The organism is Flavobacterium phragmitis, from assembly GCF_900112575.1.
Lineage (GTDB): Bacteria > Bacteroidota > Bacteroidia > Flavobacteriales > Flavobacteriaceae > Flavobacterium > Flavobacterium phragmitis.
Map to the genome: position 1 here is coordinate 130907 of NZ_FOMH01000007.1, position 25913 is coordinate 156819.

The following is a 25913-nucleotide window of genomic DNA, read 5'->3' on the forward strand; positions in this document are numbered from 1 at the left end:
ATAAACATGATAGATGAAATTACAAGATACTCTGATGCAGATTTAGCAGAGTTCAAAGAGATAATCCAAGCAAAAATTAAAAAAGCACAAGAAGATCTTGATTTGATCAAAAGTGCCTATATGAACGATTTGAATAACGGAACTGACGATACTTCTCCAACTTTCAAAGCTTTTGAAGAAGGAAGTGAGACCATGTCTAAAGAAGCAAACTCTCAGTTGGCTATCAGACAAGAGAAATTCATTCGTGACTTAAAAAACGCACTTTTCCGTGTTGAAAACAAAACATACGGTATTTGCAAAGTAACAGGTAAATTAATAAGCAAAGAAAGGCTTAAAATCGTTCCTCATGCAACAATGAGTATCGAAGCTAAAAACTTGCAGAGATAATAAAAATAAACTCCAATTAAACGCTCCTTTTAGGGGCGTTTTTTTGTTTAATGTTTTAGTGATTTGTGGTAGTTTGCGGTGTTTTTTGTTTGAAAGAAAATGTTTATGTTTCTAAAATTTGTTTTCAAAAAAGCGTGTGATTTTTTGTAAGAATGAAAAAGGTATTAGTCTGAGACTGTGCAAAAAAAAAGAACTGTCTTGGTTAGAGACAGTTCAACAGTAAAGAAAAGTAAAGTTATTAAGCTAGATTTTTTTCAACATCAGCTTTGTGTTTTCTTAAAATAGCTCTCGTCATACCTAAATTAGCTTTTGAGGCATCAGCGGCTAAATAGATCATAAATTTTTTGTTTGGAGAAATATCGATAATGTGAATTTGATTCGAAAGTGTAATCAAAATATCTTCAATATCTTGATTTAAGCCTAAGGCTTTTACGGCATTTAGTTTTGCTTTTACAACTTCAAGGTTGTAAGCTGCGGCAAGTTCTGGGTCAAAACCTGGATCAACTGTTAAATTTCCAAAGCTTAGTCCAGATTCAATTTCCGTTACAGCGACAGCAATAAAGCCGTTTACGTTGGTTTTCATTTCATTTAAAAACACGTTTAAAAAGTCATTACTCATAGTGATGTGGGTTTGTTTGTTAATAGATTATGTTATTTCAGTAGGGAATTTTTACTTAATTCAGCAGAAACTTCTTCTGTTGAACGCATTAATAAAGCCAAATTGCTTCCTTCTTTTGAGAAGGCAACGATAAAATTGGAACCGCTGATTTTGTTTCCAACAATAACGCCTTCGGCACTTTTTAGATACAATTGTTTTAAAGAACCTTTTTCTAAATCAATTAAGAATTTTTCACTCATTGATAAGATTGCGGCGCTCATAGCGGCGATACTGTCTCCGTAGTCAAGGTTTAAGGAAGTGATTAATTTTCCTTTTCCGTTTAAGATTAATGCTGCTGTGGATTTTGTGCTGACAAGAAAGTCATTCAGTGTAGTTGTGATTTCATTCATGATTTTGTAGGATTTAGGGAGGAATGTTAAATTTAGTTTGTTTTGGTATTTGATTTTAAAATTAATCTTGAATCATCCTAAACAAGTGTTAATTTTGTTTAACAAATATAAATTAAATTATGTATCATTGTAGTACCAAATCGTTAATAATTTAAATTATTTACTGTAAAAAACTTACATTATGGCTAAAGTATTGAAATTCAAAGAAGTAAACTCTGACGTAGAGCGCAGAATGAAAGATTTTGAAAAACTGCGCGTCAAGTTTAAGGCGGATGTAAAAAAAGGGGAAGCGAAGAAGCTTGCTGCCGGAAAAGAAAGCAAAGGAATATTTAAATCTATTTCAGATTTTTTCTCCGACAGTCCAGCAAAAACGGCTGCAAAAGCTCCCGTGAACAAGTAAGCTTTCTTGGGTTTAGATTAGCAGATAAACTTAGTTTACTTATCAGGAAAGAATTAACGCTCCATTGGGAGCGTTTTTTTTGATTTAATTGCTATTTTTGCCCATCAAAAAATAATAAAATGTCATTACGAAAAGCGTATTTAATTATATTCCTAGTTTTAATTATAGATCAACTTTCTAAAATTTATGTCAAGACAAATTTCGTTCTTGGAGAAGAAGTCATAATTTTTGATTGGTTTAGAATTCATTTTATCGAAAATGAAGGTATGGCTTGGGGCACAAAAATCCCAGGAGAATATGGAAAACTGATTTTAACTGTTTTTAGAATTTTTGCGGTTTTCGGAATCGGTTGGTGGCTTTCTGATGTGGTGAAGAAACGTCAATCAACTTATTTAATAGTTGCTATCGCTTTGATTTTTGCAGGTGCGGCAGGAAATATTATTGATTCTGTTTTTTATGGAGTAATTTTCGACGACAGTACGCATAACTTGGCAACACTATTTTCTCCAGCTCCATATGGAACATGGTTTCATGGTTTGGTCGTAGATATGTTTTATTTCCCTATTTGGGAAGGTAATCTTCCAACTTGGCTTCCTTTTTTTGGAGGCAAACACTTTGCTTTTTTCAATGCAATTTTCAATGTTGCAGATATGGCAATTTCTACTGGTGTGGGAATTCTTTTGGTTTTCAATAAAAAAGCATTTCCAAAACACGCATAAATTTAAAAATCCCAAAATTTTCAAAATTCCAAATCCCAATATTTGTAGCATTCGCAGCAAAAAGATATTGGGATTTGGAATTTTTCATTATTGAGGGTTGAATATTTTGTATTATTTTTACAATACAAAAAAACAAACTATGCAAAGTCCGTCTTTTTCTATTTATGATGCTTCTGCGGGATCAGGAAAGACGTATACATTGGTAAAGGAATATTTAAAGATTATTCTTTCTTCACCAAAAAATGATGCATACCGAAATATCCTTGCTATAACATTTACCAATAAGGCTGTTCATGAAATGAAAAGCCGTATTGTGGGCAATCTATCTGAATTTGCCAAAGACGATCCATCTCCAAAGGCGGTTGATTTAATGGAGGATTTATCTCGGGAAACTGGGCTTTCAATCATTAAGCTTAAAACAAAATCACAACAAATCATAAAGCACTTAATTCATAATTATGCTGCTTTTGATATTTCTACCATTGATAAGTTTACCCATAAAGTAATTCGTGCTTTTGCGCACGACTTAAATCTTCCGATGACTTTTGAAGTTACTTTGGATACCGAGAATTTATTGGTCGAAGCGGTTGATGCCATTATTGCGCAGGCAGGAGAAGATGAGACGCTGACAAAACTGCTCATCGATTTTACAATGGAAAAAACCGATGATGATAAAAGCTGGGATGTTTCGCGTGAAATTCTCGATACTGGAAGATTGGTTTTGAATGAAAACAATCGGAATGAAATTCTGCATTTTCAAGATAAAACGATTGGAGAGTTTGTTGAGATTAAAAAGAAAATGCAGGCGCTTTGCAAAGAGTTGGAGGATACAAATACAGGGCTGGCTCTTAAAGCAATTGAATTGATTGATAAAAACGGAATCGATCCGAAATCATTTTCAAGAGGAACTTTTCCAAATCATTTAGAAAGCATTCGTGACGGCAGATTCAATCCCAAGAATAAAACTTTTCATGAGTTTGAAGATATTGCGATTAACAAAACAGCAAAAGATAGAGCTTTAATAGAAAATATTATTCCTGAGCTGCTTCAGGTTTTGAAAGAGGTTTATCAAAACTTTGAAAAAAGAGATTTTTATAAAGCCTTCTTAAAAAATATCACACCGCTTTCTTTGCTGAATACAGTTAGTAATGAATTGTCGAAAATTCAGTCGGAACAAAATATTTTGTCTATTTCTGAATTTAATGCCATTATTCACCGCGAAATTCAAAATCAGCCAGCGCCTTTTATTTATGAACGTTTGGGGGAGCGTTACCGTCATTTTTTTATTGATGAATTTCAGGATACTTCTGAAATGCAATGGCAGAATTTAATTCCATTAATAGATAACTCGCTTTCAGGTTTAGATGATTTCGGAAATAAAGGAACTTTGATGATTGTTGGTGATCCTAAACAATCAATTTATCGCTGGCGTGGAGGTAAGGCAGAACAGTTTATTGAATTGAGCAAAGATATAAACCCGTTCAATAATCCGGATAAACAGATTAAGCATTTAAATACAAATTACCGCAGTTACAGCGAAGTAATTGAATTTAATAATGCTTTTTTTAAACTGATTTCAGCTGAGTTTTCGAATGAAGATTATAAAGATTTGTATAAAAATCACAGTTTTCAAAATACAAACTCGAAAAAAGGAGGGTATGTCAATATTTCTTTTCTTCCTGTTGCGGAAAAAAATGAATTTGCGGATGAAGAAGAAGCGGTTGAAAAATCAGATTTATATGTTTTGGCAACTTTAAATACAATTCAGGAAGTTGTAAAACAAGGATTTGAGTATAAGGATATTGTGATTTTAACTCGCAAAAGAGGTCAGGGAATTGCAATTGCAAATTATTTGACGGAGCAGGGAATTCCACTTTTGTCTTCCGAGACTTTGATGGTTCAAAATGCTTCAGAAGTTCGTTTGATTATTCATTTGTTGCGTTATTTGAGCAATAGTGCAGATTTAGAATCCAAAGCAAATTTTCTTCATTTTTTGGCTTCAACCAAAGATTTATCAATGCCAATTCATGATTTCATTGCAATGGGAATGAATCATAAAATAGAAAAAGAATTTGAAGATTGGCTTTTGACTTTTGATGTTTCTTTTTCTTTTAAAGATGTTCGGAAGAAATCATTGTATGAAGCAGTTGAGATTATAATTTCTAAATTTATTCTTCCATCAGAAGGGAATGCTTATGTCCAGTTTTTTCTAGATATTGTGTTGGAACGCGATATTAGAAATCAGTCAGGTGTAGCAGATTTTTTAGTTTTCTGGGATAAAAATGGAGAAAAATATAGTATTCCATCTCCTGAGGGAAATAATGCGGTTCGTATTATGACCATTCATAAATCAAAAGGGTTAGAATTTCCTGTTGTAATTATGCCTTTTGCGGACGAAGATTACAATCGTAAACCAAAAGATAAATTATGGTTGGATACAGACGAAGTTGATTTGGGAGTTCCGAAAGCACTTGTAGATAACAGCAGTGTTGTGGAAAGTTTTGGAGAAAGTGCATCGGCGGTTTTTAATTTGAAAAAACAAGAAGAGTTACTGGATAATATCAATGTACTGTATGTTGCATTAACTCGTGCTGAAGAACAATTGTACGTGATTTCTCAATCTCTTGAAGCAAGGAAAGATGGAGAATATCCAAATAATATGGCTTCTTTTTTTATTAAATTTTTAATTCATGAAGGAGTTTATGATGAAGCAAAATTAAATTATGAATTCGGTGATAAAACAAGGCTTTCGAAAGTCTCGAAAACTGTCGATTTGGTAAAATCAATTCCGATAGTAAAAGAAGTTTTAAATCCGAAAAGTATAAAAATTGCACAGCGCGAAGCTTTGATGTGGGGAACGCATCAGCAGGAAGCGATTTCTTATGGGAATGTTGTACATGAAATCCTGGCCTTCGTAAGAGATAAATCGGATATTGATTTAGCAGTAACGAAAGCGTTGGAGAATGGTTTGGTTACTTACGATCAGGTCGATCAGGTTTTGAATACGTTAAGTGAAATTGTAAATCATCCTGAATTGACAGTTTGCTTTGATGGAAGTCATACGGTTTTAAACGAACAGGCCATCGTTCAGAAAGAAGGAAGAATTTTAAAACCGGATAGGGTTGTTTTTTTAGAAAGTAAAGAAGCGTTTCTGCTGGATTATAAAACTGGAGCTGTTAATGCAAAATATCAGCAGCAAATTCAAGAATATCAAGACGCAATTGAAGATTTAGGATACAAAGTGTTAAAAAAAGCATTGGTGTATATTGGGTCGGAAATTGAAGTGGTAAATTTGTGAAAAAATTAATCAGATGTTAAAGAAATAACGAAGCTTTATTTTTGTTAAGTTGTTAATTTTTAACGTTTTAAATAAATAAAAAATGTACGGTAAAATTAAAGAGCATCTGCAAAGCGAGCTGCAGACAATCGAAGAAAATGGAATTTTTAAAAAGGAACGAATTATCACATCTCCTCAAGGTGCTGAAATTAAAATTTCGACAGGAGAAACAGTTTTAAATTTTTGTGCCAATAATTATTTGGGACTTTCGTCACATCCAGAAGTCGTGCAGGCGGCTAAAGATGCATTGGATACTCATGGTTTCGGAATGTCATCTGTTCGTTTCATCTGTGGAACCCAGGATATTCATAAAACATTAGAAAAAAAGATAGCTGATTTTTACGGCACAGAAGATACTATTTTGTATGCTGCCGCTTTTGATGCAAATGGAGGTGTTTTTGAACCTTTGTTAGGGGAAAATGATGCGATTATTTCGGATAGTTTAAATCATGCTTCTATTATTGATGGAGTTCGTTTATGTAAAGCGGCGCGTTATCGTTATGAAAATAACAATATGGAAGATTTGGAACAGCAGTTGATTAAAGCAAATGAAGCAGGTGCACGTTTTAAATTAATCGTAACAGATGGTGTGTTTTCTATGGACGGTCTAGTTGCTCCACTTGATAAAATCTGTGATCTTGCTGATAAATATGATGCGATGGTTATGGTAGACGAATGTCATGCGGCAGGTTTTATTGGTGCTACAGGAAAAGGTACTCTTGAGGCAAAAGGTGTTATGGGGCGTGTTGACATTATTACGGGGACTCTTGGAAAAGCGCTTGGAGGTGCAATGGGTGGTTATACAACTGCCAAAAAAGAAATAATTGAAATTCTTCGTCAGCGTTCAAGGCCGTATTTGTTTTCAAATTCTTTAGCACCTTCTATTGTTGGTGCGTCAATCAAAGTTTTCGAATTGTTAGAAAAAGATACAACTCTTCGTGATAAATTAGAGTGGAATACCAACTATTTTAAAGAAGGTATGAAAAAAGCCGGTTTTGATATTATTGATGGAGATTCTGCTATTGTTCCTGTAATGTTATACGATGCTAAATTGTCGCAAACGATGGCAAACGAGCTTTTGAAACAAGGAATTTATGTGATTGGATTCTTCTTTCCCGTGGTGCCGAAAGATAAGGCTAGAATACGCGTTCAGCTGTCTGCGGCGCACGAAAAGGAGCACTTGGATAAAGCGATAGAAGCCTTTACAGTTGTCGGTAAAATGTTAAAAGTTATATAATTACCACTTTGGTCAAATTTTTGTAGGTTTTTTTTAACATTTCATTTTGTATTTAAAAAATTTGGTGTTACTTTTGCTTGTAATTAACTAAATTGTAATTAAAAAAATTAAGTATGAAACATCTTAACAAACTTTTAGTTGCTGTATTGATGGCGATGGGTTTAAATGCTCACGCGCAAGACAGTAACAATCCATGGGCGATCTCTTTTGGGGTTAATGCTGTGGATACAAGGACTAGTTCAGGTTCAGGAAGTGGATTTTTTGATCAGCACTTCTCACAGCCATTCGCAGTAAAAGACAACTGGAATATTCTTCCTTCTTTATCTTACATTGGTGTAAACAGATATGTTGGTAGCGGTTTCTCTGTTGGTTTACAAGGGTCTGTAAACAAAATTGATAAATTGGTTACTTTCAATCCAACTGCTCCTGGTCATGATTCAAGAGGAAACGTTGTAACAAATCCTGGAGACTTAATGTACTACGGAATTGATGCTACTATCAAATACAGCTTCCAAGAGTTAATCAAATCTAAAGTGATTGATCCTTCGTTATCTGTTGGTGGAGGTTATACTTTCTTCGGAGATAACAGTTTTGGAACTGTTAACCCAGGAGCTGGTATCACATTCTGGTTTACTGACGCTATTGGTTTAGAGTTAGCTACAAAGTACAAATGGGCTGTTGCTGCTAACGAGGACAAACCTCTTGACAGATCAGTTTTCCAACACACTGCAGGTTTAGTTTTCAAATTCGGAGGTAAAGATACTGACGGAGACGGAATCTATGACAAAGACGATGCTTGTCCAGATGTTGCTGGTTTAAAACAATTCAACGGATGTCCTGATACTGACGGTGACGGAATCGTTGACGCTTCTGACGCTTGTCCAGATGTATTTGGTTTAGCTGCATTAAACGGATGTCCTGATACTGACGGTGACGGAATTGCTGATAAAGATGACGCTTGTCCAGATGTTGCTGGTTTAGCTGCTTTAAAAGGTTGTCCTGATACTGACGGTGACGGAATCGCTGATAAAGATGACAAATGTCCTACAGTTGCTGGTCCTAAAGAAAATGGTGGTTGTCCATTCTTAGATGCTGATAAAGATGGTGTTATCGACAAAGATGATGACTGTCCTACAGTTCCAGGTCCTGCTAGTAACAGAGGATGTCCAGAAGTAACTTCTGCTGCATTAGAAGATCTTAAAGTTCAAGCTAGAGCAATCTACTTCAACTCAGGAAAAGCTACTTTCAAAACTGGTGACAAAGAAACTCCAGCTAGATTAGACGCTATTAAAGAAATCCTTAAAAACTATCCAAACGCGAAATTCTCTATCGAAGGACACACAGATAGTACAGGTTCTGCAAAAGTTAACCAAAAACTTTCTGAAGATAGAGCTAACGCTGTATTGAATGCTTTAGTTGAAAGAGGAGTTAATCCAGAAAACTTAGAAGCTAAAGGATTTGGATCTTCTCAACCAGTTGCAAGTAACAAAACTGCTGCAGGTAAAGCTCAAAACAGAAGAACTGAAATTAGACACATTGGTTCTAAATACCAAGGAAAACTATAATTTAGTTCCTAAATAAATATGAAAAGCCATTCTTAATTGAATGGCTTTTTTTATTTTTATACTATGATAAATGATACTTTTCTTCAAAAGCTGGCTAGTGTTGTAATTCAGGATTATGCTGAAAAACTTTCTCAAATAACAATAATTCTTCCTAATAAAAGAGCAAAAGTTTTTTTAATTGAAGCGCTTAAAAAAGCAACGGATAAAACAATTATAGCTCCAGAAATTACAAGTATTGAAGATTTTGTGCAAGATGTTGCGTCAATTCGATCTATTGACTCAATTGAGCTTCTGTTTGAGTTTTATGAAGTGTATTTGTCGGTTACGGAAAAAAAGCATCAACAGTCGTTTGAATTGTTTGCAAATTGGGCCAGAACGCTATTGCAGGATTTTAATGAAATTGATCGTTATCTTTTAGATCCCTCTCATGTTTTGTCTTATTTGAAAGATATTGAAGATATAAAAAAATGGGGATTAGAAGTCGATCAGAAAACGAAACTTCTTGAAAATTATATTGATTTTTGGAAACTGCTTCCTTTGTATTATGAGTCGCTTTATAATCATCTTTTGTTTAAATCTATAGGTTATCAAGGTTTGGTTTATCGGGAAGCGGTAAATAACCTGAATCATTTTTCTAATACCATTGGAAATCGAATTTTTATTTTTGCGGGATTCAATGCTTTAAATGCGGCTGAAGAAAAAATAGTGCAACATCTCCTTGCTCTGGATCAGGCTAAAATATTTTGGGATGCAGATCAAACTTTTTTGAATGACCCTTATCATGATGCCGGACTTTTTTTAAGACGTTTCAAGGAAAGCTGGAAACACTATAAAGGTCATCCTTTTGAATGGATTGCAGATGATTTTTCGATGTCAAAAAACATTCAGGTTATTGGAACTCCTAAAACAATTGGACAGGCAAAATTGGCCGGAAGTATCATTGAAAATTTAATCAATGACAATCCGAATGCGTCTTTGGATAAAGTGGCAGTTGTGTTGGGAGAAGAGAATTTGCTGGTTCCAGTTTTGTATTCACTTCCTTCTTCCGTAGGAGCTTTAAATATTACAATGGGTTATTCGGGTAAGAATAATCCGTCTCAGATTTTGATTGCCAAATTGTTTAAAATGCATACTAATGCACTTTCGAGAAAAGGAAGCAGTTATGTTTTTTATTATAAAGACGTGTTGGATGTTTTAACGCATCCTTTGGTGGAACCTTATGCCAATGCTCAGGGATTGGTTAGAATTATTAAAGAGAATAATTATACATTTATTACGCATCAAAAAATTCTGGAACTTCATTCAAATCAATCTAGATTTTTTACTCTTTTGTTTGAAAAATGGGAAAGTGGTTCAGTTGCGGTTTTAAATAATATTTCGGCATTATTAATTGCTGTCAAAGAACATTTCAGTAATGATAATGAAGAAGAAAAAATAGCAAAAGCTTTTGTGTATGGTGTTTTTAAAGTGATTAATAAACTTATAAATTATTATACCAAACACAATCATATTGATAATATCGATACGCTTCATGCGATTTATAAGCAAATTATCGATTTGGCAGAAGTGTCTTTTGAAGGGGAACCGTTGCGTGGATTACAGATTATGGGCGTTTTGGAAAGTCGTGTTCTAGATTTTGAAACGGTTATTATAACTTCAATGAATGAAGGTAAATTCCCAGCTGGAAAATCGCAGAATTCATTTATTCCTTATGATGTAAAAAGAGAGTTGGGACTTCCGACTTTTAAAGAAAAAGATGCGATTTATACCTATCATTTTTATCATTTGCTGCAAAGAGCAAAAAATATCTATTTGATTTATAATACTGAAAACGACGGATTGGATGCTGGAGAAAGAAGTCGCTTTATTACACAGTTAGAAGTTGAAAAACAGCGTAGACATAATATAACTTTTGATATTTATAATCCTGTTTTGCCTAATGTAGCGCATGAACCTATTTCGGTTCCGAAATCAGAATTAGTTATGGAACGCTTAAAGGAAATTGCTAACACAGGTTTTTCTCCTTCAGCATTAACGAGTTATATTCGAAATCCGATTGAATTTTATTTTCAGAAGATACTAAGAATTCGTGAAGTGGAAGAAGTGGAGGAGAATATTGCACTGAATACTTTAGGAACAATTATACATGAGACTTTAAAAGCTTTATATGAGCCTTTTATTGGTAAATTTATTTCGGAGAACGATCTTTTAAATTGTTTTAAGCTGTTGGATGATGAAGTTTTAAAACAGTTTAAATTGGTTTATAAAGAAGGAGAAATTAAAAAGGGACGAAATCTTCTGGCTTTTGAAGTAGCGAAACGAAATGTGGCTAACTTTTTAAGAATGGAACAGGATGCTGTAAAAAATGGAGAAGCAATTCAGATTATTGCTTTAGAGAAAACATTTGAACGTGAATTTGTTCATCCGAAACTTCCTTTTCCTGTTTTGATCAAAGGAAATGTGGATAGGATTGAACGACGCGATGGAAAAATCAGAATTATCGATTATAAGACCGGAAAAGTAGAGAAGTCGAATGTAGTGTTGAAAACATGGAATGGATTGACGCAAGAGCTTAAAAATGATAAAATTATCCAAGTTTTGGCGTATGCGTTCATGTTTGAAAAAGAAGCTGGTAATCTGCCAATTGAAGTAGGGATTATTTCGTTTAAAAATTTAAAATCTGGTTTTTTACCTTTCGGATATAAAGAAGAGAGAGAATTGAATGCGGTAGTAACATCAGAAATTTTAAAATCTTATCTTGATGAAATTGCTAATCTGCTTGGTGAAATATTTGATGTAAATATTCCTTTTGAGGAAAAAATATAAATCATTTGTAATAAAGTAGAACTGATATGAGTTTTTCGTCCATGAACAGGATAATTTTATTATTGATCGCTAAACAAAACAGAGAAAGTTTTTATTATTAAATCAACAAAAAAAGCCGAACTTCTTAAAAAGTTCGGCTTTTTTTTTAAGCGCTTTTAGCTGAATATTTTTTTGAAGAAACCTTTTTTAGATTTGTCTTCAGAAGCAGTATTATTGATGTGTCCGTTTTCAATACGAAATCTTCTAAACTTCTCCAATTTTACATTTAGGTCAAAGCGTAATTCGTCAACAGTTTTCATAAAATAAATTTTTTGCAAATCTATGTAAAAACATTTTGTAAATGCAACATTCTGCAAATGTTAATTTTAGAATTGAGTTTTATGAAACGAAATGTTACGATTTTAATATAATGTGTTTTTTCTGTTAATTTTTATTGCATTTTTTTTGTAAAAAAATAAGTTTAATTATGTGATAAATAAAAGTGAGTCAGTCTGTTATGTCAATGTTTTTTTTAACAAGTGTTTATCGAGCAATTATCAATATTGAAATATCTTTGACCCTTCCAAAAACATGACAAATAAAAGAATATGATTGATTTACAAACACTAGTACAAGAGACTGGAGCAGAATCTGGATTGAGTTTTAATATTGATGGAATCTTAAACGAGTCTGTTAATTTAGAATATGACGGAAATGTTGCAGCTATGATCGGAATGATCTTAAAGATGTGCCTTGAAATGTCGGAAGACGTAAACAACGGTGATCTTAAGCAAGTTATGATTAAAAATAATGACGGAATTGTCGTTGCTACCAAAAACGAAGATGATAACTGCATCGCGTTACTTTCTAAGGATTTGAGTAAAATGGGACTGTTACTTCGAAAAATGGACACCATTTTTAGCAACTAATTTTAAACTTAAAACTTGAATAAAATATGTCAGATTTTTTACAAAACTTTCAAAACGATTTAAAAGAAAATATTAACGGATTTATTGCTGTTTCCGTAACTGAAGTTGAAACAGGAATGTCTTATTGTTCACTTACTGCAAGACCTGATTTTGATCCTGAATTAGCTTCTGCTTATAACTTAGAAGTGGTTAAAGCAAAATTAAATGCTATCAGAGCTTTAGGATTAGATCAAAAAATTAATGATATTTTAATTACACTTTCAGATCAAATTCATATTATTGATCTTTCTGACGATGGAAGATATTTTATCTATTTGGCTGTAGATTCTAATAAAGCGAATCTTGGCTTGACAAGAGCAGTTTTGTCTAGATATAAAAAAGATATTATCACCAAATTATAACGATTTTTTTGCCCCCAACAAAGAAAAAAAGGCTATTTCGACTTTCTGTCTGAAATGGCCTTTTTTGATTTTGCAAAGCTGGATTTTATTCGAAGAAATCTGCTAAAACAGTTTTTAAGGCTTCTTTATTCTCGATTTGGCTCATGTGGCCGTCTTCAAAAGAAACTAATTCTACTGTTGTGTCTTCAATTTGAGAAAGACTGTCTTCGTAATTTAGAACCGGATCTTTTTTTCCTAAGATTAATAAAACCGGAAAACGATTTTCGTGTAAAAGCCATTCGCGGTCTTTTCGTATTTTCATTCCTTCTAAAGAAGCAATAATTCCTTGCAAAGGAGTCTTTAAAGCTTCGGTTTTTACTTTTTCAATTTCGTTTGCTAATCGAGTTCTGTTGTTTTCGCTGAATAAATTGGCGATCGCCAAACTAACAAAACTTACATAATTCTGTTTTACAGCTTTGATAGCACGGGTTCTGTTGCTCTTTTTTTCGGCACTGTCTTCTTTGGAAGTTGAATTTAGCAAAACTAGTTTTTGGATTTTTTGCGGATATAATTCGGCGAAAGCCAAACCTACATAACCGCCCATCGAATGTCCCAAAATAGTAGCTTTTTCAATTTTTAAATGTTCTAAAACTTCGTTTACTGCATTCGCATTATCTTCCATTTCATGAACATAACCTAGGGAATCTGATTCTCCATGTCCTAATAAATCAATGGTGATAACACGGTATTTATTGGAGAAAAAATCAACATAGTCGTTCCACATTTTTTTATTTTCCAGAAAACCATGAAGGAAAACAATTGTGTTTCCTTTTCCAGTGTCGGAAAAGGATATTTTGGTGTTTTTGTATAAAGTGTGATTCAAAACGGATATTTTAAACAGCAAAAATACGCTATTTTATTAGCCATATAAAATACAGTACGAATTTTAACTGAGAGAGATTTTGAGATTCTCTTAAAGAAGCATAAGCTCTTTTCATTTGTGTTTTTACAGTGTTTATGGAAATATTGTGGTCTTCTGCAATTTCTGAATAACTTAATCCTTCAACAACATGCGAGATAAAAATTTCTCTTCTGGCTTGCGGAATTTTCTCGATTAAGGTTTGAATTTTAGGTTTTTGGTTTTCTTCTGTATTTTCAAAAACTGTTTGTTCTTCAGATTTTGGAAAAGCAATTTTTTTGTCTTGAATGCTAACTGTTTTAATTTTTTCTAAATGCTGAAGGCTTAAATTTTTTATAGCTTTTGTACCATAGGCTTTAAACGAAATGCTGAAATTTAGTGTTTCTTCTTTTTCCCAGAGGTAAGTAAAAAAATCCTGAACAATGTCTTTTGCTGCATCTTTATCCTTTACAATGTTGAACGAAACCAATGAAAAAAAGACAAAGTGTTCTTTGTATAAGGTTTCAAATGTTTTAAAATCTTTATAATTCAGCATCTCCAAATGTCATTTATTCGTTTGTAATGGATTACATAGTGCCAAATGTAAAATAAAAAGTTAGTTTTTTTTTGTAATGTGTAAAAAAAATCAAAAAATTTTGATTTGTTGTCACCCTAAAAAACTTTTTTTCTAACCTAGTAGAAAAACACTATATAAAAAAAACAAATGACTCCAAATTCAAAATTGATTAACGTCCTAAGGGAAATAAAGTCCAAAGGAAATGTTGATGCTACTACAATAGCATCTTTATCTCCCGAAGAACAGGATTTAATACAAAACCTTCAAAGTAATGGTTTACTGGAAGAAGCATTATCGTATGCAGAATCGATAGATACTGATAAAAACTGGGGAGAACTGGAAGAAAAATTAAATACAGATAAAAAGTCAGTCGTAATGAACTGGAGAAATATTTTTCAATACGCGGCAATTTTTGTCTGTCTTTTAGGGCTGGTTTTTCTTTTTCAATATAAAACTGGTAAACAATCTAAAGAAGAAATTCCTTCAGATGCTATCCAGTTGGTTTTGGAAAATGGAGATATTCAGGTTTTAAATCCTAATGGAGAACAGCAAATAATTAAGAAAAATGGAGAAGTAGTGGCTTCTCAGAAAGAGAATGAAATTAATTATCGTTCGGATAAAGCGATTAATAAATTGGTTTACAATGAGATTAAAATTCCTTATGGTAAAACTTTTAGAATAAAGTTGTCAGACGGAACTTCGGTAAGTATGAATGCAGGTTCTTCTTTAAAATATCCCGTTCAGTTTATCAAAGGACATAATAGAGAAGTTGTCTTAGAAGGAGAAGCTTTTTTTGATGTGGCAAAAGATAAGGCGCATCCGTTTATTGTAAAAACAAGAGGTGTTGATGTGATGGTTTTGGGAACAAAATTTAATGTGAGTTCTTATAAAGAAGATACAGATATTAATACGGTTCTGGTAGAAGGTTCGGTTAGTTTATCTGATAAAAACAATAAAAAAGCAATACTTGAACCAGGCGAAAAAGGATCTTGGAATAATGAAGAAACAGAAATCGCTGTCGAAAAAGTAGATACTCGTTTTTACACAGAATGGATTAATGGTGAAATTGTTTTTAGAAAAACAGCTTTTAGAGATATTGTTATCAAGCTCGAACGAACGTACAATGTAAAGATTGAAAATAACAGAGAGGATATTTTAGATAAAAAATTTAATGCCAGTTTCAATAAAAATATTGAAAGCATAGATAAGGTATTAGAAACGATGAGTAAAATAATGGGGTTCACTTATAAAAAAGAAAGAGAGCTAATAAAAATAAACTAACTATTTACTAACCAACCAAAAACCAAATTTATATGAAGAGGATGTAATTTTTTTTAAAGAAATACAAGAAGTAAAATCGGAAAATAGTACCAGTATTTTCCGATTTAGTAATGTATTTCAAACGATGTATCGAGATTAAATCATTTAAAATCAATCCAAAATTATGAAAAAAATAATTAAAAGGAATTGGCTCAGTCCTTATTTGCCTGTAATCAGCCTAAGAATGAAACTAACCACAATACTATTGATGCTTTCGTTGATGAGAATTCAAGCGAGCGTCTATTCACAAAATACAAAGCTGACATTAGATGTAAAAAATACTTCAGTCGAAAAATTGTTTAATAAAATCGAATCTGTTTCAGAATACAGGTTTCTTTTTGAAAGCAGTATAATTGACTTGAACAGAAAGATTACCCTTAATGTTAAGAAGCAGAAAATCGATGCCATATTAGAAGAAGTATTTAAAGATACTGACATTGCTTACAGCGTCGCCGATCGCCAGATTATATTAGTAAAGAAAAAAAAGAAGGTAAATCTTCCTGAAAAAAGCACAGTTCCGAATATTGTAGCTGAACAAGGAATTGAAATTACAGGAGTTGTAGTCGACTCCAGAAATATGCCAATACCGGGCGCAAATGTTAATGAAAAAGGAACTAAAAATGGAGTATCAACTGATTTGGACGGGAAGTTTACAATTCGTGTAAACGGAACCAATAGTGTTTTGGTTTTTTCTTTTATAGGATTTGAAAATAAAGAAGTTACTGTTGGTCAAAGTAAGTCTTTGAGTGTGATTTTGAGCGAACAAAATTCGGCGCTAAATGAAGTTGTAATTGTCGGTTATGGAGCAGTGAAGAAAAAAGATTTGACAGGAGCTGTAGCAACAGTGAAATCAACGGATATTGTTTTGAGTCCGGTTTTAAGTCCAATGGAAGCACTTCAGGGAAGAGTTTCAGGTTTGGATATTCAGCGTGGATCAGGAAAAGCAGGAACTTCTCCAAAAGTGTTATTGAGAGGAAACAGATCTTTAACGGCTAGTCAGGATCCGTTGTATATTGTGGATGGAATTCCTTCAAGTATTGATAATCTGAATCCGAATGATATTGAAAGTATCGATGTTTTAAAAGATGCTTCGTCAACAGCAATATATGGTTCTTCGGGAGCGAATGGAGTTATTATTGTTACCACTAAAAAAGCAAAAGCAGGAAAAACACAAATAGACGTTAACAGCTATTTTGGATTAAATGGTTTCTCTTCTTTCCCGGCGCCGCTTACTGGTGATAAATGGTTAAGTTACAAACGCGACCGATTTTATTTGGATAATGGTTATCAGGCTACAAGTTTAACCGATTTAGGCTTAAACGCATCTGCCATTGCAGCAATCGAAAACGGACAGTATGTAAACTGGATTGACGAAACTTTGCAGGTAGGAACACAGCAAAATCATAATCTTTTTATGAGAGGTGGGTCTGAAAAAGTACAGGGTTACTTTTCTTTGGGATATGTTGGTGAAGAAGGAATCTATCAAAACGACAAAGTAAACAGCTTTAATTCTAGAGGAGGAGTTGATATTAAATTCAGTGATAAATTTAAAACAGGTTTCCAACTGATTTTAAACTATCGTAAAAACAGCACAACAAACAGTAGAATTAACAAAGCTTACAGCGTTTATCCTTTAGGAGTGCCATTTGATGAAAACGGTGTTGTAAATCTTTATCCGATAGAGGGAGATCCTAACAACATTAGTATTTTGGCAAATAATTATCCAGGCGCTTTTGCTAATGAATCTTTAAGTTATAATGTACAGTTCAATCCTTATATGGAGTTTGAATTTTCTAAAAACCTGAAGTTAAGATCTAATTTAGGTACAAGATTTTCAGGAGGTAGAGCGGGAACTTTCCAGAATAAGAATTCATACAATTTATTGTCTGAAGGAAGAACAGCAAGTGAGGCAACTTATAATATGACTTTGGGGTACAGTTATATCTGGGAAAATATCCTGAATTATAATTTTAAACTTGGTAAAGATCATGATTTTGGTTTGACAGGAATTACTTCTTGGGCTGACAGTAGATCAGAAGGAACTTATATGGGCGGTAATGGTATCGATTATGACGATTTCCAGTTTTATAATATGGGAGCGGTTAAAAATCTTACTACGAGAATGAATACATATAGCCAGTTTAACAGAATGTCATTTGCCGGCCGTTTTAATTATAGTTTTAAAGGCAAATATTTGTTTCAGCTAACGAATAGATGGGACGGAGTTTCTCCGTTAGCCGAAGGTAATAAATGGGCCTCTTTTCCATCTGCTTCATTGGCTTGGCGTATCAGTGATGAAAGCTTTATGCAGGGAACGAGTTCATGGTTGAATAACTTGAAATTACGATTAGGTTACGGTATTTCAGGATCGGCAAATATTGATCCGTATTCTAGTTTAACCAGAACAGCAACCAAAACAAGCAGTCTTTCGCTTGGTGGCAGTACAGCTTTACCAATGTATGTGCCTACAGAGCATATCTCGAATCCGGATTTAACTTGGGAGCGTTCGACAAATACGAACTTAGGTTTGGATGTTTCGGTATTGCATAATAGAGTTGATCTTGTAGCAGAATATTATTGGACCAATACAGATGGTATTTTATGGGATCGTCGTCTGCCAACCAGTTCAGGTGGTTATGATGCTAAAACACCTTATAAAAAGACATCGAATATTGCGACTTCTCAGAATAGAGGTTTTGAGCTTTCGATAAATACTAAAAATATTGATACCGAAAACTTCAAATGGAATACATCGTTTACTTACACACACGCTACAGAAAAGTTGACGAACATTGATTTAGGAAATTTAACGGTTGCCGAATTAATTTCGGAAGGTCTTTTCATTGGACAGACTCCGGCAGCAGGAGGTGTGTTTTATGATTATAAAAAAATAGGAATCTGGCAGTTGGGTCAAGAAGCCGAAGCCGCTTTGTATGGTGCTAAACCCGGTGATATAAAATTGCAGACAGTTCCTCAGGTTGATGCCAACGGAGTGTCAGATAATGGAGTACACGTATATTCTACAAAAGACAGAATGATTGTAGGGAACAATGTTCCAGATTATTTCTTTGGTTTCCAAAATACCTTCAAATACAGGAATTTTGATTGTACGATATTTGTAAACGGAAGATACGGTGGCATGATGCGCGCTCAGGTTTTAGGATATTGGAACAAAGAAGCACAGCCGGAAACTTATAGTTACTGGACACAAGACAATCCAACAAACGATTTTCCAAGACCGGGAGGTAGTTTTAACACACAGTTCCAATCGTCATTAGAGCTAGTAGACGCTTCATATATCAAAATCAAAAATATCACTTTTGGATATTCGATGCCACAAGATTTCCTTAAAAGAACAGGAATAAGTTCGATGAGACTTTATGCAACGTCTTACAATCCTTTTGTTTTTAGTCGAAGCCATTTGTTGAAAAATGTAGATCCAGAAAGTGGAGGATCAGATTCGTTCCCATTGTTTAAACAAGTTGTTTTTGGTCTTAATTTATCATTATAGTATTATGAAAAAGTATATCAATATAAAATCAGTAATTGTCTTAATGTCTTTTATGGTTGGTTTGCAATCATGCAGTTTAGACGAAAAAAATCTTACCACTGTTTCTTTGGATAAATCCTATAGCGAAAGACCAGGATTTGAAGGCTTAATTAATAGTTGTTACGAAAATCTGTATTTCCTTCACGGAAAAGTAGATTATATAGCGCCGACAGAAGCAGGAACAGATTCTTGGGAAAATGTCAGCAACAGTGGCATTGGTTATACACAATACACCAGCCAGTTAAATCCGGACGATGGGAATATCAAAGTAATTTGGGGAACAGCTTACACTACTATAAATCTTTGCAACACGGCGATTTATTATTCAAAAGATGTTAATGGCTATTCTTCAACAGAGGAATTAAATGCCAAATTAGCGGAAGCTTATTTTCTAAGAGCTTTTAGTAATTTCATATTAGTAGAGCAATTTGGAGGTGTGGTTTTAAGAACAAAATCATCGATTATTGAAGGAGCAGATAATGCACCTGTTCGCAGCTCTGAGAAAGAGTTTTACGATTTGATCATTGAAGATTTAAAATTTGCCTGCGCACATCTTCCAGTTCAACAGACTTTACAGGGACGAGTAGCTAAGAAAGCAGCCTATGGTTTGCTGGCAAAAGTATATTTGCAACGAACAAGATTAGGAGATGTTTCAGAATATGCAAAATTAGCTTTGGATACTGCTGAAGAATTAATCAATAACGCCACAAAATACAATACTGCTTTGTATCTAAGTGATAATACGAAATCGGGATTCAGTAAACTTTGGGATGGGAACAATAATAAGAAAAACACAGAATTTCTGTTTACGCAGGGAATTGATCCAGGCGGACTTAATCCTGAAGGTTACAACAGAGGAAGGACAAGACAATATTATTTGCCTGATTTAGCAACAAGAGGAGCTGAGTGGGGAGCGGGAGCAACCAGTATCTTATACGGACGCGCCAATAGCCGTTTGTTAAAACCAAGTAAATATTTGTTGACAGAAGTATTTTCTCCTGTGCCATCACCAGCAGATACTCGTTTTGCAGAAACATTCACTTTTAAATTTTATGCCGCTGCCAATAAAACAATTACACAGACAATGGCAACTGCTTACAAAAAAGATGCTTCGGTAGTAGGTTATACGATTAAAAATACTTTAGCTCAGGCATTGCCAACAGTTAATTTTTATTCGCAGAGAATAGAAGAGCAAATCAATATGAATAACGATGAAGGTTTGTCTGTTTTTACGCCTAACTGGAATATTGATCCTGCTGTAAAGAGCAAAATGCCGGTTCTGGTTGCTGATCCAAGTGATATTTTTGAGCCTGGAACTAATAAATATAAAGATCCAGCAATGTATCCAAATGACCCAAATTTGATTAATATTTTTCCAGCAATGCGAAAATTTTCTGCAGCATTGTACTGTCAGAGTAATCAATATTGGTTGGGAGATATTCCGATAATCCGTTTGGGCGAAGTGTATTTGATTGCCGCAGAAGCCGCTATTCTAAATAGTGATCAAAGTAAAGCCTCGACTTATGTAAATACTCTAAGAAAAAGAGCCGCTTTGACATCAAGAGAAAATGAAATGTTGGTGTCAAGCGGGCAAATGAATATTGATTTTATTTTAAAAGAAAGAGCAAGAGAATTATCTGGCGAACACACCAGATGGATTGATTTGAAACGTACAGGAAAGTTAACCAAAACCTATTTAGATCAGACGAATCCAATTGCGGGGACAAATTTTGTTGACAGTAAACATATCGTTAGACCAATTCCGAGGTCATTTTTGGACGCAATTTCAAATGCCAAAGAATTTGGGAATAATGGATATTAAGTGCACTTTTGGTTAGGTGTTAGGAATGGGCAGTTCGAAAGAACTGCCCTTTTTTATAAAGATTTGCTCTAGTAGAAATAAGCTTAAAGAGATAAGAAATAGGCAATGAAAATTTATAAAGTAAATTAATTAGTGAAATTAAAAAGACAAAGAAATTAGTGATAATTTGTGCGATTCGTGGCTAAAAAAAAAACGGCTTACATTCTTCTGTAAGCCATTCTATAAATTAAAATCGGTTATCGCCGTCTAAAAGATTTCCCAAACCGCCAAGAAGACTTCCTTCATCACGACTGTTGCCACCAGATCTTGGTGCCGATGCAATAATTCTGTCAGCCAATCTTGAGAAAGGCAATGATTGTATGTAAACCGTTCCTGGGCCTTTTAAAGTAGCATAAAACAATCCTTCGCCACCAAAAATAGAATTCTTGATTCCACCAATAAATTCGATATCATAATCCACATCTTTAGTAAAACCAATAATACATCCTGTATCCACTTTTAGAACTTCGCCGTGACCTAATACCTTTTTGGCCATTGTTCCTCCAGAATGTACAAATGCCATTCCGTCTCCTTCGATTTTCTGCATGATAAAACCTTCACCGCCAAAAAGACCGCGTCCTAGTTTCTGAGAAAATTCTATTCCGACAGAAACACCTTTGGCAGCACATAAAAAAGAACTTTTCTGACAGATAAATTTGCCTTGAAATTCTGTTAAATCAATTGGAAGGATTTTTCCAGGATATGGCGATGCAAATGAAACTTTGCTCTTAGTATTGCCTTGGTTTAAAAATGCCGTCATAAACAAACTTTCACCGGTAAGTACTCTTTTTCCGGCGCTTAAAAGTTTGCCAAATAAGCCTGAACCTTGTTGTTGAGAACCATCTCCAAATATGGTTTCCATCTGGATGTTGTTTTCCATCATCATAAAACTGCCAGCCTCAGCAATTACAATTTCCTGTGGATCTAATTCTATCTCCACATACTGCATTTCTTCTCCAAAAATCTGATAATCTATTTCGTGCGCTTGCATAATTTCTTAGTTATTTGTTTTCAGAATTAGACTAAAGCTCCTGTAGAATGTTACAGTTTTTAGTACACTTCGGCCATTTTTAAATAGATTAACAATTTTTGTTATTTTAAATTAGTCTTAATTATGTGGTTAATTACTTTTAATTATATATTTTTGCACCGTTATCATATTTTATCAGAATGTTAGTTAGTGATTTGACCACCAAAGTATTATTTGAAACCGAAAAAGGATATAGTTATCAATGTGATTTGACTAATAGTATAATCATCAATTTTGTTGATACTGTGTCAAGTTATAAGATTCAAGATTTTTTGATTTTTCAAAGAAAGGTGAATAGCGTTGACATTTTGAATATGCTTTATGACTTATCAGATCAGTCAGATGCACAGCTGATTGAAACTACCAAAAGAAATTTTTCCAGAAATCTTACCATCTGTGAAATCGTGCAGTTAAGAGATTTACTAAACGGTACTAAATTTACCCTCAATTTGCATTCTATGCTTTGTAATATGGTAAATGTGGAGCTTATTTAGATTCTTACTTAGATTAAATCCAAATTTTCAGGGGGTTAGGGCTGTATCCTTTAATTTTAGTAATTTTACACTTATAAAAATTAAAGGTTATGAAAGATTTACTAAGAACACGTACTTCATTAGTTGAAGGTGTAGAAAATATATTGAACTTACAGGCAAAATTAGAAAGCGATGCTTCAAACAAATATTTAGCTATGGCTGCATGGTTGGATAGAAACGGTTATGCTAATTCAGCATCTTATTTATACAAACAAGCTGAAGAAGAAAGAGAGCACTTTCTAAAAGTTTTCAAATATATTACAGATATGGGAGGGATTGCGGTAACGCCATCTATTCCGGAAGTGCAGCAGGAATTTGCTTCTTTAAGAGAAGTATTTGAAATTGCTTTGCAAAACGAAATTGCGGTTACACAGGCTGTGAATAAAGTAATCGCAAAATGTAGAGCTGAAAATGACTATGCTACAGAAGATTTTATGATGTGGTATGTAGCTGAGCAAAGAGAAGAAGAGAAAAATGCAAGAAGAGCTTTAGAGCTTTTTGAGTTAATCGATGAAAACGAAGCAGCTGGTAAATTCCAATTGGATGTACAAATCTCAAAAATCGGATAATAACCGATTTATAAAATTAAAAAAGCCCTTAATATTTTTATTAAGGGCTTTTTTAATGTCTATTCATTCATCAGTTTTTAATCAGTTTAGGCTTCGGAGAAGCCAGATATTTATAGAAAATTTATTTATTAGAACCGATAAAGCTCCGGAGGAGCGACATGTAGTTTTATAGTATAATGGAATAAGTCGATTGGTAACGCGGATAAAGCAGATTTACTTCGTAAAAACGCGGATTAAAACGGATTATCTATATAAATCTTTAGTTAGATTATTAAAAAATCCGTTTTAATCCGTGTCTCCGCGTTAGCGAATCCGTACAATCTGCGTCTGATTAGGTGGCTTTTCAAGAAATATCAATATAAAAAAATGCTGCCCACTAATTTTTTGGACAGCATTTTGTTTTTTTATTCATTCATCAAGCTTTCAATCTCGTCAGCTTCAACAGGAATGTTTCTCATTAAGTTAAAAGGTTCTCCTTTTTCCTGAACCACAACGTTATCTTCTAAACGGATTCCGAATTTTTCTGCTGGAATGTAGATTCCCGGCTCAACCGTGAAAACCATATTGGCTTTCATTGGCTCATGAAGCAAACCGTAATCGTGCGTGTCCAATCCCATGTGGTGAGAAGTTCCATGCATGAAATATTTTTTGTAAGCGGGCCATTCTGGATTTTCGTTCTGAACATCAGCTTTGTCTAATAAACCTAAACCTAGCAATTCAGAAGTCATAATTTTACCTACTTCAACATGATATTGTTTCCAAAGCGTTCCTGGCGTAAGCATTTTTGTAGCCTCGTTTTTAACTCTCAAAACTGCATTGTAAACCGCTTTCTGACGATCTGTAAAACGTCCTGAAACCGGAATTGTTCTAGTCATATCACTAGAATAGTTGGCATATTCAGCAGCAACGTCTAATAATAACAAATCGCCTTCTTTACATTGCTGATTGTTTTCGATATAATGTAAAACATTCGCATTGTTTCCGGAAGCAATAATTGGTGTATAAGCAAAACCTTTAGAACGGTTACGGATGAATTCGTGCGCTAATTCGGCTTCAACTTCATACTCAGTAACATTTGGTTTTACGAATCCTAATAATCTTCGGAAACCTTTCTCGGTAATATCACAAGCATGCTGGATTAAATCGATTTCTTCGCTTTCTTTTACAGAACGCAATCTTTGTAAAATTGGGTTGCTTTTTGCCACATTGTGCGCTGGATAACGCTCTTTCCACCATTTTACAAAACGAGCTTCACGAGTTTCTGTTTCCACAGAAGCACGATAATGTTCGTTGGTGTTGATGTACATCGTATCAGCATACGTCATCATTTCGTTCAAAATTTTATGAAAATCCTGCAACCAATAAACCGTTCTAATTCCAGAAACCTGAAAAGCACGTTCTTTTGTCAATTTCTCACCTTCCCAAACGGCGATATGATCGTTGGTTTCTCTCAAGAAAAGAATTTCTCTTTGGTGCTCATAAGGCGCATCTGGAAACAAAAGCAAAACGCTTTCTTCCTGATCGACACCGCTCAGATAAAAAATGTCTCTGTGTTGTGCAAACGGCAAAGTACTGTCGGCACTAATTGGATAAATGTCGTTTGAATTGAATACGGCAACAGCATTAGGTTTCATTTCAGCCATGAACTTTCTGCGGTTTTTTACAAAAAGAGCGCTGTTTATTTGATGATATTTCATAATTATTTCGTTTTTGAACTTCGAATTTCAAAATTAATGATTTTGGAGGAATGGCGTATAATTGATTTATTAAAGTTTTCTTATTTATTTTTTTTGCTACGAAGGCGCTAAGGCACTAAGTTTTTTTTACCGCAAAGAGCGCTAAGATTTAGGCAAAGAACGCAATGATTATTTTTTTGTTGAAAAAGAAAGAAAAGAACACAAAGCTTAAGTTCTGTTTTTGTCTTCCTGAGCGAAGTCGAAGGATCAACGCAAAGTATTTGCCCAATCTTTGCATTTTGATGAACGAGACTCGAGTGATAGCGAATAGGCGAAGCAAATCTCCGCAGGTAACTCCACAAAGAGTGGTAAACACATTTTGTCATCTAGACGAAAGGAAAAATAACAAAGCTGTGAGCCAAAAAAACCGAAGCTTTCGAAATTTCAAAAGCTTCGGTTTTTTTTATGTATTATTTATTGGCAATCTTTTCTTCCAGATATAAAATCTGTTTTTTCATGCTTTCAATGGTTTCCTTTCGCGAATCAGCTAATTCTTTATAATTTATAGCTACATCTTCGATTTGTTGCTCGACTAAAGAATGAATATTTTCATTTTTAATCATTGGCCCTTCATTTTTTATCAACCATTCGCAATTGTATTTGGGATATATTTCAACAATTTTAGAAATCCATTTTGATTGAATGTCGCTGTTGTTGGCGATAGCTCTCGATAAAACACCTTTACTGGCGCCTATTAACAGCTCCAGCTTTGAAATGGTTATACCCTCGTTTTCAGCTATTAGTTTGAAATTTTTCAAAATACTATTCATTGTTGTAGGAAATTATCTTAAAAATAATTTGCTTTCGTTGAAAATTATCATACATTTGTTTCAAATTTTAAAACAAAAAAAGCAATGGACAAAAGTAAGACAAAAAATTACAAATCCTATGATTCCACTGTTTTAGAAGCCTTGTTTCTTAAATATAAGGTGTCAAAATATTACATCCGTCAATGTATAAATGGAACAGTGCAAGGGATAAAACCGGATAATATCAAAAAGGATTATTTAGCTATGGAAAAAGCGAACAAAGATGCCGTCTTTAATCTTATTAAAAAGACACTCTAAATAGT

Annotated in this window: 23 protein-coding genes; 15 read left to right on the forward strand and 8 right to left on the reverse strand. The window is 33.8% G+C overall.

What is annotated here, in order from left to right; genetic code table 11:
• Positions 1–6: 6 nt before the first annotated feature.
• Positions 7–387, forward strand: a complete 381-nt coding sequence (locus tag BM289_RS13700; RefSeq protein WP_012022792.1) for a TraR/DksA family transcriptional regulator — start codon at positions 7–9, stop codon at positions 385–387.
• 238 nt (positions 388–625) lie between these two features.
• On the opposite strand, the gene BM289_RS13705 is transcribed toward BM289_RS13700, so the two are convergent.
• Positions 626–1006 carry a hypothetical protein gene (locus BM289_RS13705; RefSeq protein WP_091494458.1) on the reverse strand — a complete coding sequence of 127 codons (381 nt, stop codon included), beginning with the start codon at positions 1004–1006 and terminating at the stop codon, positions 626–628.
• A 32-nt stretch (positions 1007–1038) separates the two neighbouring features.
• On the reverse strand, positions 1039–1395 hold the full coding sequence (locus tag BM289_RS13710; protein WP_091494460.1) for a roadblock/LC7 domain-containing protein: 357 nt from the start codon (positions 1393–1395) through the stop codon (positions 1039–1041).
• Between the two features lie 181 nt (positions 1396–1576).
• On the opposite strand from BM289_RS13710, the gene BM289_RS13715 reads away from it, so the two are divergent.
• The 6 genes from BM289_RS13715 (at position 1577) to BM289_RS13740 (ending at position 11479) form a co-directional block, all read left to right on the forward strand.
• Positions 1577–1795, forward strand: a complete 219-nt coding sequence (locus BM289_RS13715; protein WP_091494462.1) for a hypothetical protein — start codon at positions 1577–1579, stop codon at positions 1793–1795.
• 119 nt (positions 1796–1914) lie between these two features.
• Positions 1915–2514 carry a lipoprotein signal peptidase gene (locus BM289_RS13720; RefSeq protein ID WP_091494464.1) on the forward strand — a complete coding sequence of 200 codons (600 nt, stop codon included), beginning with the start codon at positions 1915–1917 and terminating at the stop codon, positions 2512–2514.
• 139 nt (positions 2515–2653) lie between these two features.
• On the forward strand, positions 2654–5812 hold the full coding sequence (locus BM289_RS13725; protein WP_091494466.1) for a UvrD-helicase domain-containing protein: 3159 nt from the start codon (positions 2654–2656) through the stop codon (positions 5810–5812).
• Positions 5813–5894: 82 nt separating this feature from the next.
• Entirely contained in the window at positions 5895–7088 is a 1194-nt protein-coding gene (gene kbl / locus BM289_RS13730) for a glycine C-acetyltransferase (protein ID WP_091494468.1), read from the forward strand.
• A gap of 113 nt (positions 7089–7201) precedes the next feature.
• Positions 7202–8653: an OmpA family protein gene (locus BM289_RS13735; protein WP_091494470.1), complete on the forward strand. Its 1452-nt coding sequence runs from the start codon at positions 7202–7204 to the stop codon at positions 8651–8653.
• A gap of 63 nt (positions 8654–8716) precedes the next feature.
• On the forward strand, positions 8717–11479 hold the full coding sequence (locus BM289_RS13740; RefSeq protein WP_091494472.1) for a PD-(D/E)XK nuclease family protein: 2763 nt from the start codon (positions 8717–8719) through the stop codon (positions 11477–11479).
• Positions 11480–11634: 155 nt separating this feature from the next.
• On the opposite strand, the gene BM289_RS25435 is transcribed toward BM289_RS13740, so the two are convergent.
• Positions 11635–11778, reverse strand: a complete 144-nt coding sequence (locus BM289_RS25435) for a hypothetical protein (protein ID WP_167365428.1) — start codon at positions 11776–11778, stop codon at positions 11635–11637.
• Positions 11779–12066: 288 nt separating this feature from the next.
• Here BM289_RS25435 and BM289_RS13745 point away from each other — a divergent pair, with 288 nt between their 5' ends.
• Together BM289_RS13745 and BM289_RS13750 are read left to right on the forward strand one after the other, a co-directional pair.
• The gene (locus BM289_RS13745; RefSeq protein ID WP_091494474.1) at positions 12067–12387 is read left to right on the forward strand and encodes a roadblock/LC7 domain-containing protein; all 321 of its coding nucleotides are present in this window, start codon (positions 12067–12069) and stop codon (positions 12385–12387) included.
• A 26-nt stretch (positions 12388–12413) separates the two neighbouring features.
• Positions 12414–12788: a hypothetical protein gene (locus tag BM289_RS13750; RefSeq protein ID WP_091494476.1), complete on the forward strand. Its 375-nt coding sequence runs from the start codon at positions 12414–12416 to the stop codon at positions 12786–12788.
• A gap of 85 nt (positions 12789–12873) precedes the next feature.
• On the opposite strand, the gene BM289_RS13755 is transcribed toward BM289_RS13750, so the two are convergent.
• The gene (locus BM289_RS13755; RefSeq protein ID WP_091494478.1) at positions 12874–13650 is read right to left on the reverse strand and encodes an alpha/beta fold hydrolase; all 777 of its coding nucleotides are present in this window, start codon (positions 13648–13650) and stop codon (positions 12874–12876) included.
• Between the two features lie 28 nt (positions 13651–13678).
• Positions 13679–14221: a sigma-70 family RNA polymerase sigma factor gene (locus BM289_RS13760; RefSeq protein ID WP_091494480.1), complete on the reverse strand. Its 543-nt coding sequence runs from the start codon at positions 14219–14221 to the stop codon at positions 13679–13681.
• 168 nt (positions 14222–14389) lie between these two features.
• Between BM289_RS13760 and BM289_RS13765 the strand changes: the two genes are divergently transcribed.
• From BM289_RS13765 to BM289_RS13775, 3 genes are all read left to right on the forward strand, one after another.
• Positions 14390–15523, forward strand: a complete 1134-nt coding sequence (locus BM289_RS13765) for a FecR family protein (protein ID WP_091494482.1) — start codon at positions 14390–14392, stop codon at positions 15521–15523.
• Between the two features lie 163 nt (positions 15524–15686).
• Positions 15687–19073 (forward strand): TonB-dependent receptor, encoded by a 3387-nt coding sequence (locus BM289_RS13770; RefSeq protein ID WP_091494484.1) that lies wholly within the window; start codon positions 15687–15689, stop codon positions 19071–19073.
• 4 nt (positions 19074–19077) lie between these two features.
• Positions 19078–20934: a RagB/SusD family nutrient uptake outer membrane protein gene (locus BM289_RS13775; protein ID WP_091494486.1), complete on the forward strand. Its 1857-nt coding sequence runs from the start codon at positions 19078–19080 to the stop codon at positions 20932–20934.
• A 226-nt stretch (positions 20935–21160) separates the two neighbouring features.
• Here BM289_RS13775 and BM289_RS13780 read toward each other — a convergent pair whose 3' ends face one another.
• Positions 21161–21964, reverse strand: coding sequence for a TIGR00266 family protein (locus BM289_RS13780; RefSeq protein ID WP_073410371.1), 804 nt, complete (start codon positions 21962–21964; stop codon positions 21161–21163).
• 179 nt (positions 21965–22143) lie between these two features.
• On the opposite strand from BM289_RS13780, the gene BM289_RS13785 reads away from it, so the two are divergent.
• Entirely contained in the window at positions 22144–22497 is a 354-nt protein-coding gene (locus tag BM289_RS13785; protein ID WP_091494488.1) for a hypothetical protein, read from the forward strand.
• An 89-nt stretch (positions 22498–22586) separates the two neighbouring features.
• Positions 22587–23105, forward strand: coding sequence for a ferritin (locus BM289_RS13790; protein ID WP_091494489.1), 519 nt, complete (start codon positions 22587–22589; stop codon positions 23103–23105).
• A gap of 404 nt (positions 23106–23509) precedes the next feature.
• On the opposite strand, the gene BM289_RS13795 is transcribed toward BM289_RS13790, so the two are convergent.
• Entirely contained in the window at positions 23510–24802 is a 1293-nt protein-coding gene (locus BM289_RS13795) for an aminopeptidase P family protein (RefSeq protein ID WP_091494491.1), read from the reverse strand.
• Between the two features lie 449 nt (positions 24803–25251).
• A complete protein-coding gene (locus BM289_RS13800; RefSeq protein ID WP_091494493.1) occupies positions 25252–25611 on the reverse strand; it encodes a hypothetical protein in 360 nt (119 codons plus the stop codon).
• Positions 25612–25695: 84 nt separating this feature from the next.
• On the opposite strand from BM289_RS13800, the gene BM289_RS13805 reads away from it, so the two are divergent.
• Positions 25696–25908 (forward strand): hypothetical protein, encoded by a 213-nt coding sequence (locus BM289_RS13805; protein WP_091494495.1) that lies wholly within the window; start codon positions 25696–25698, stop codon positions 25906–25908.
• Positions 25909–25913: the final 5 nt, after the last annotated feature.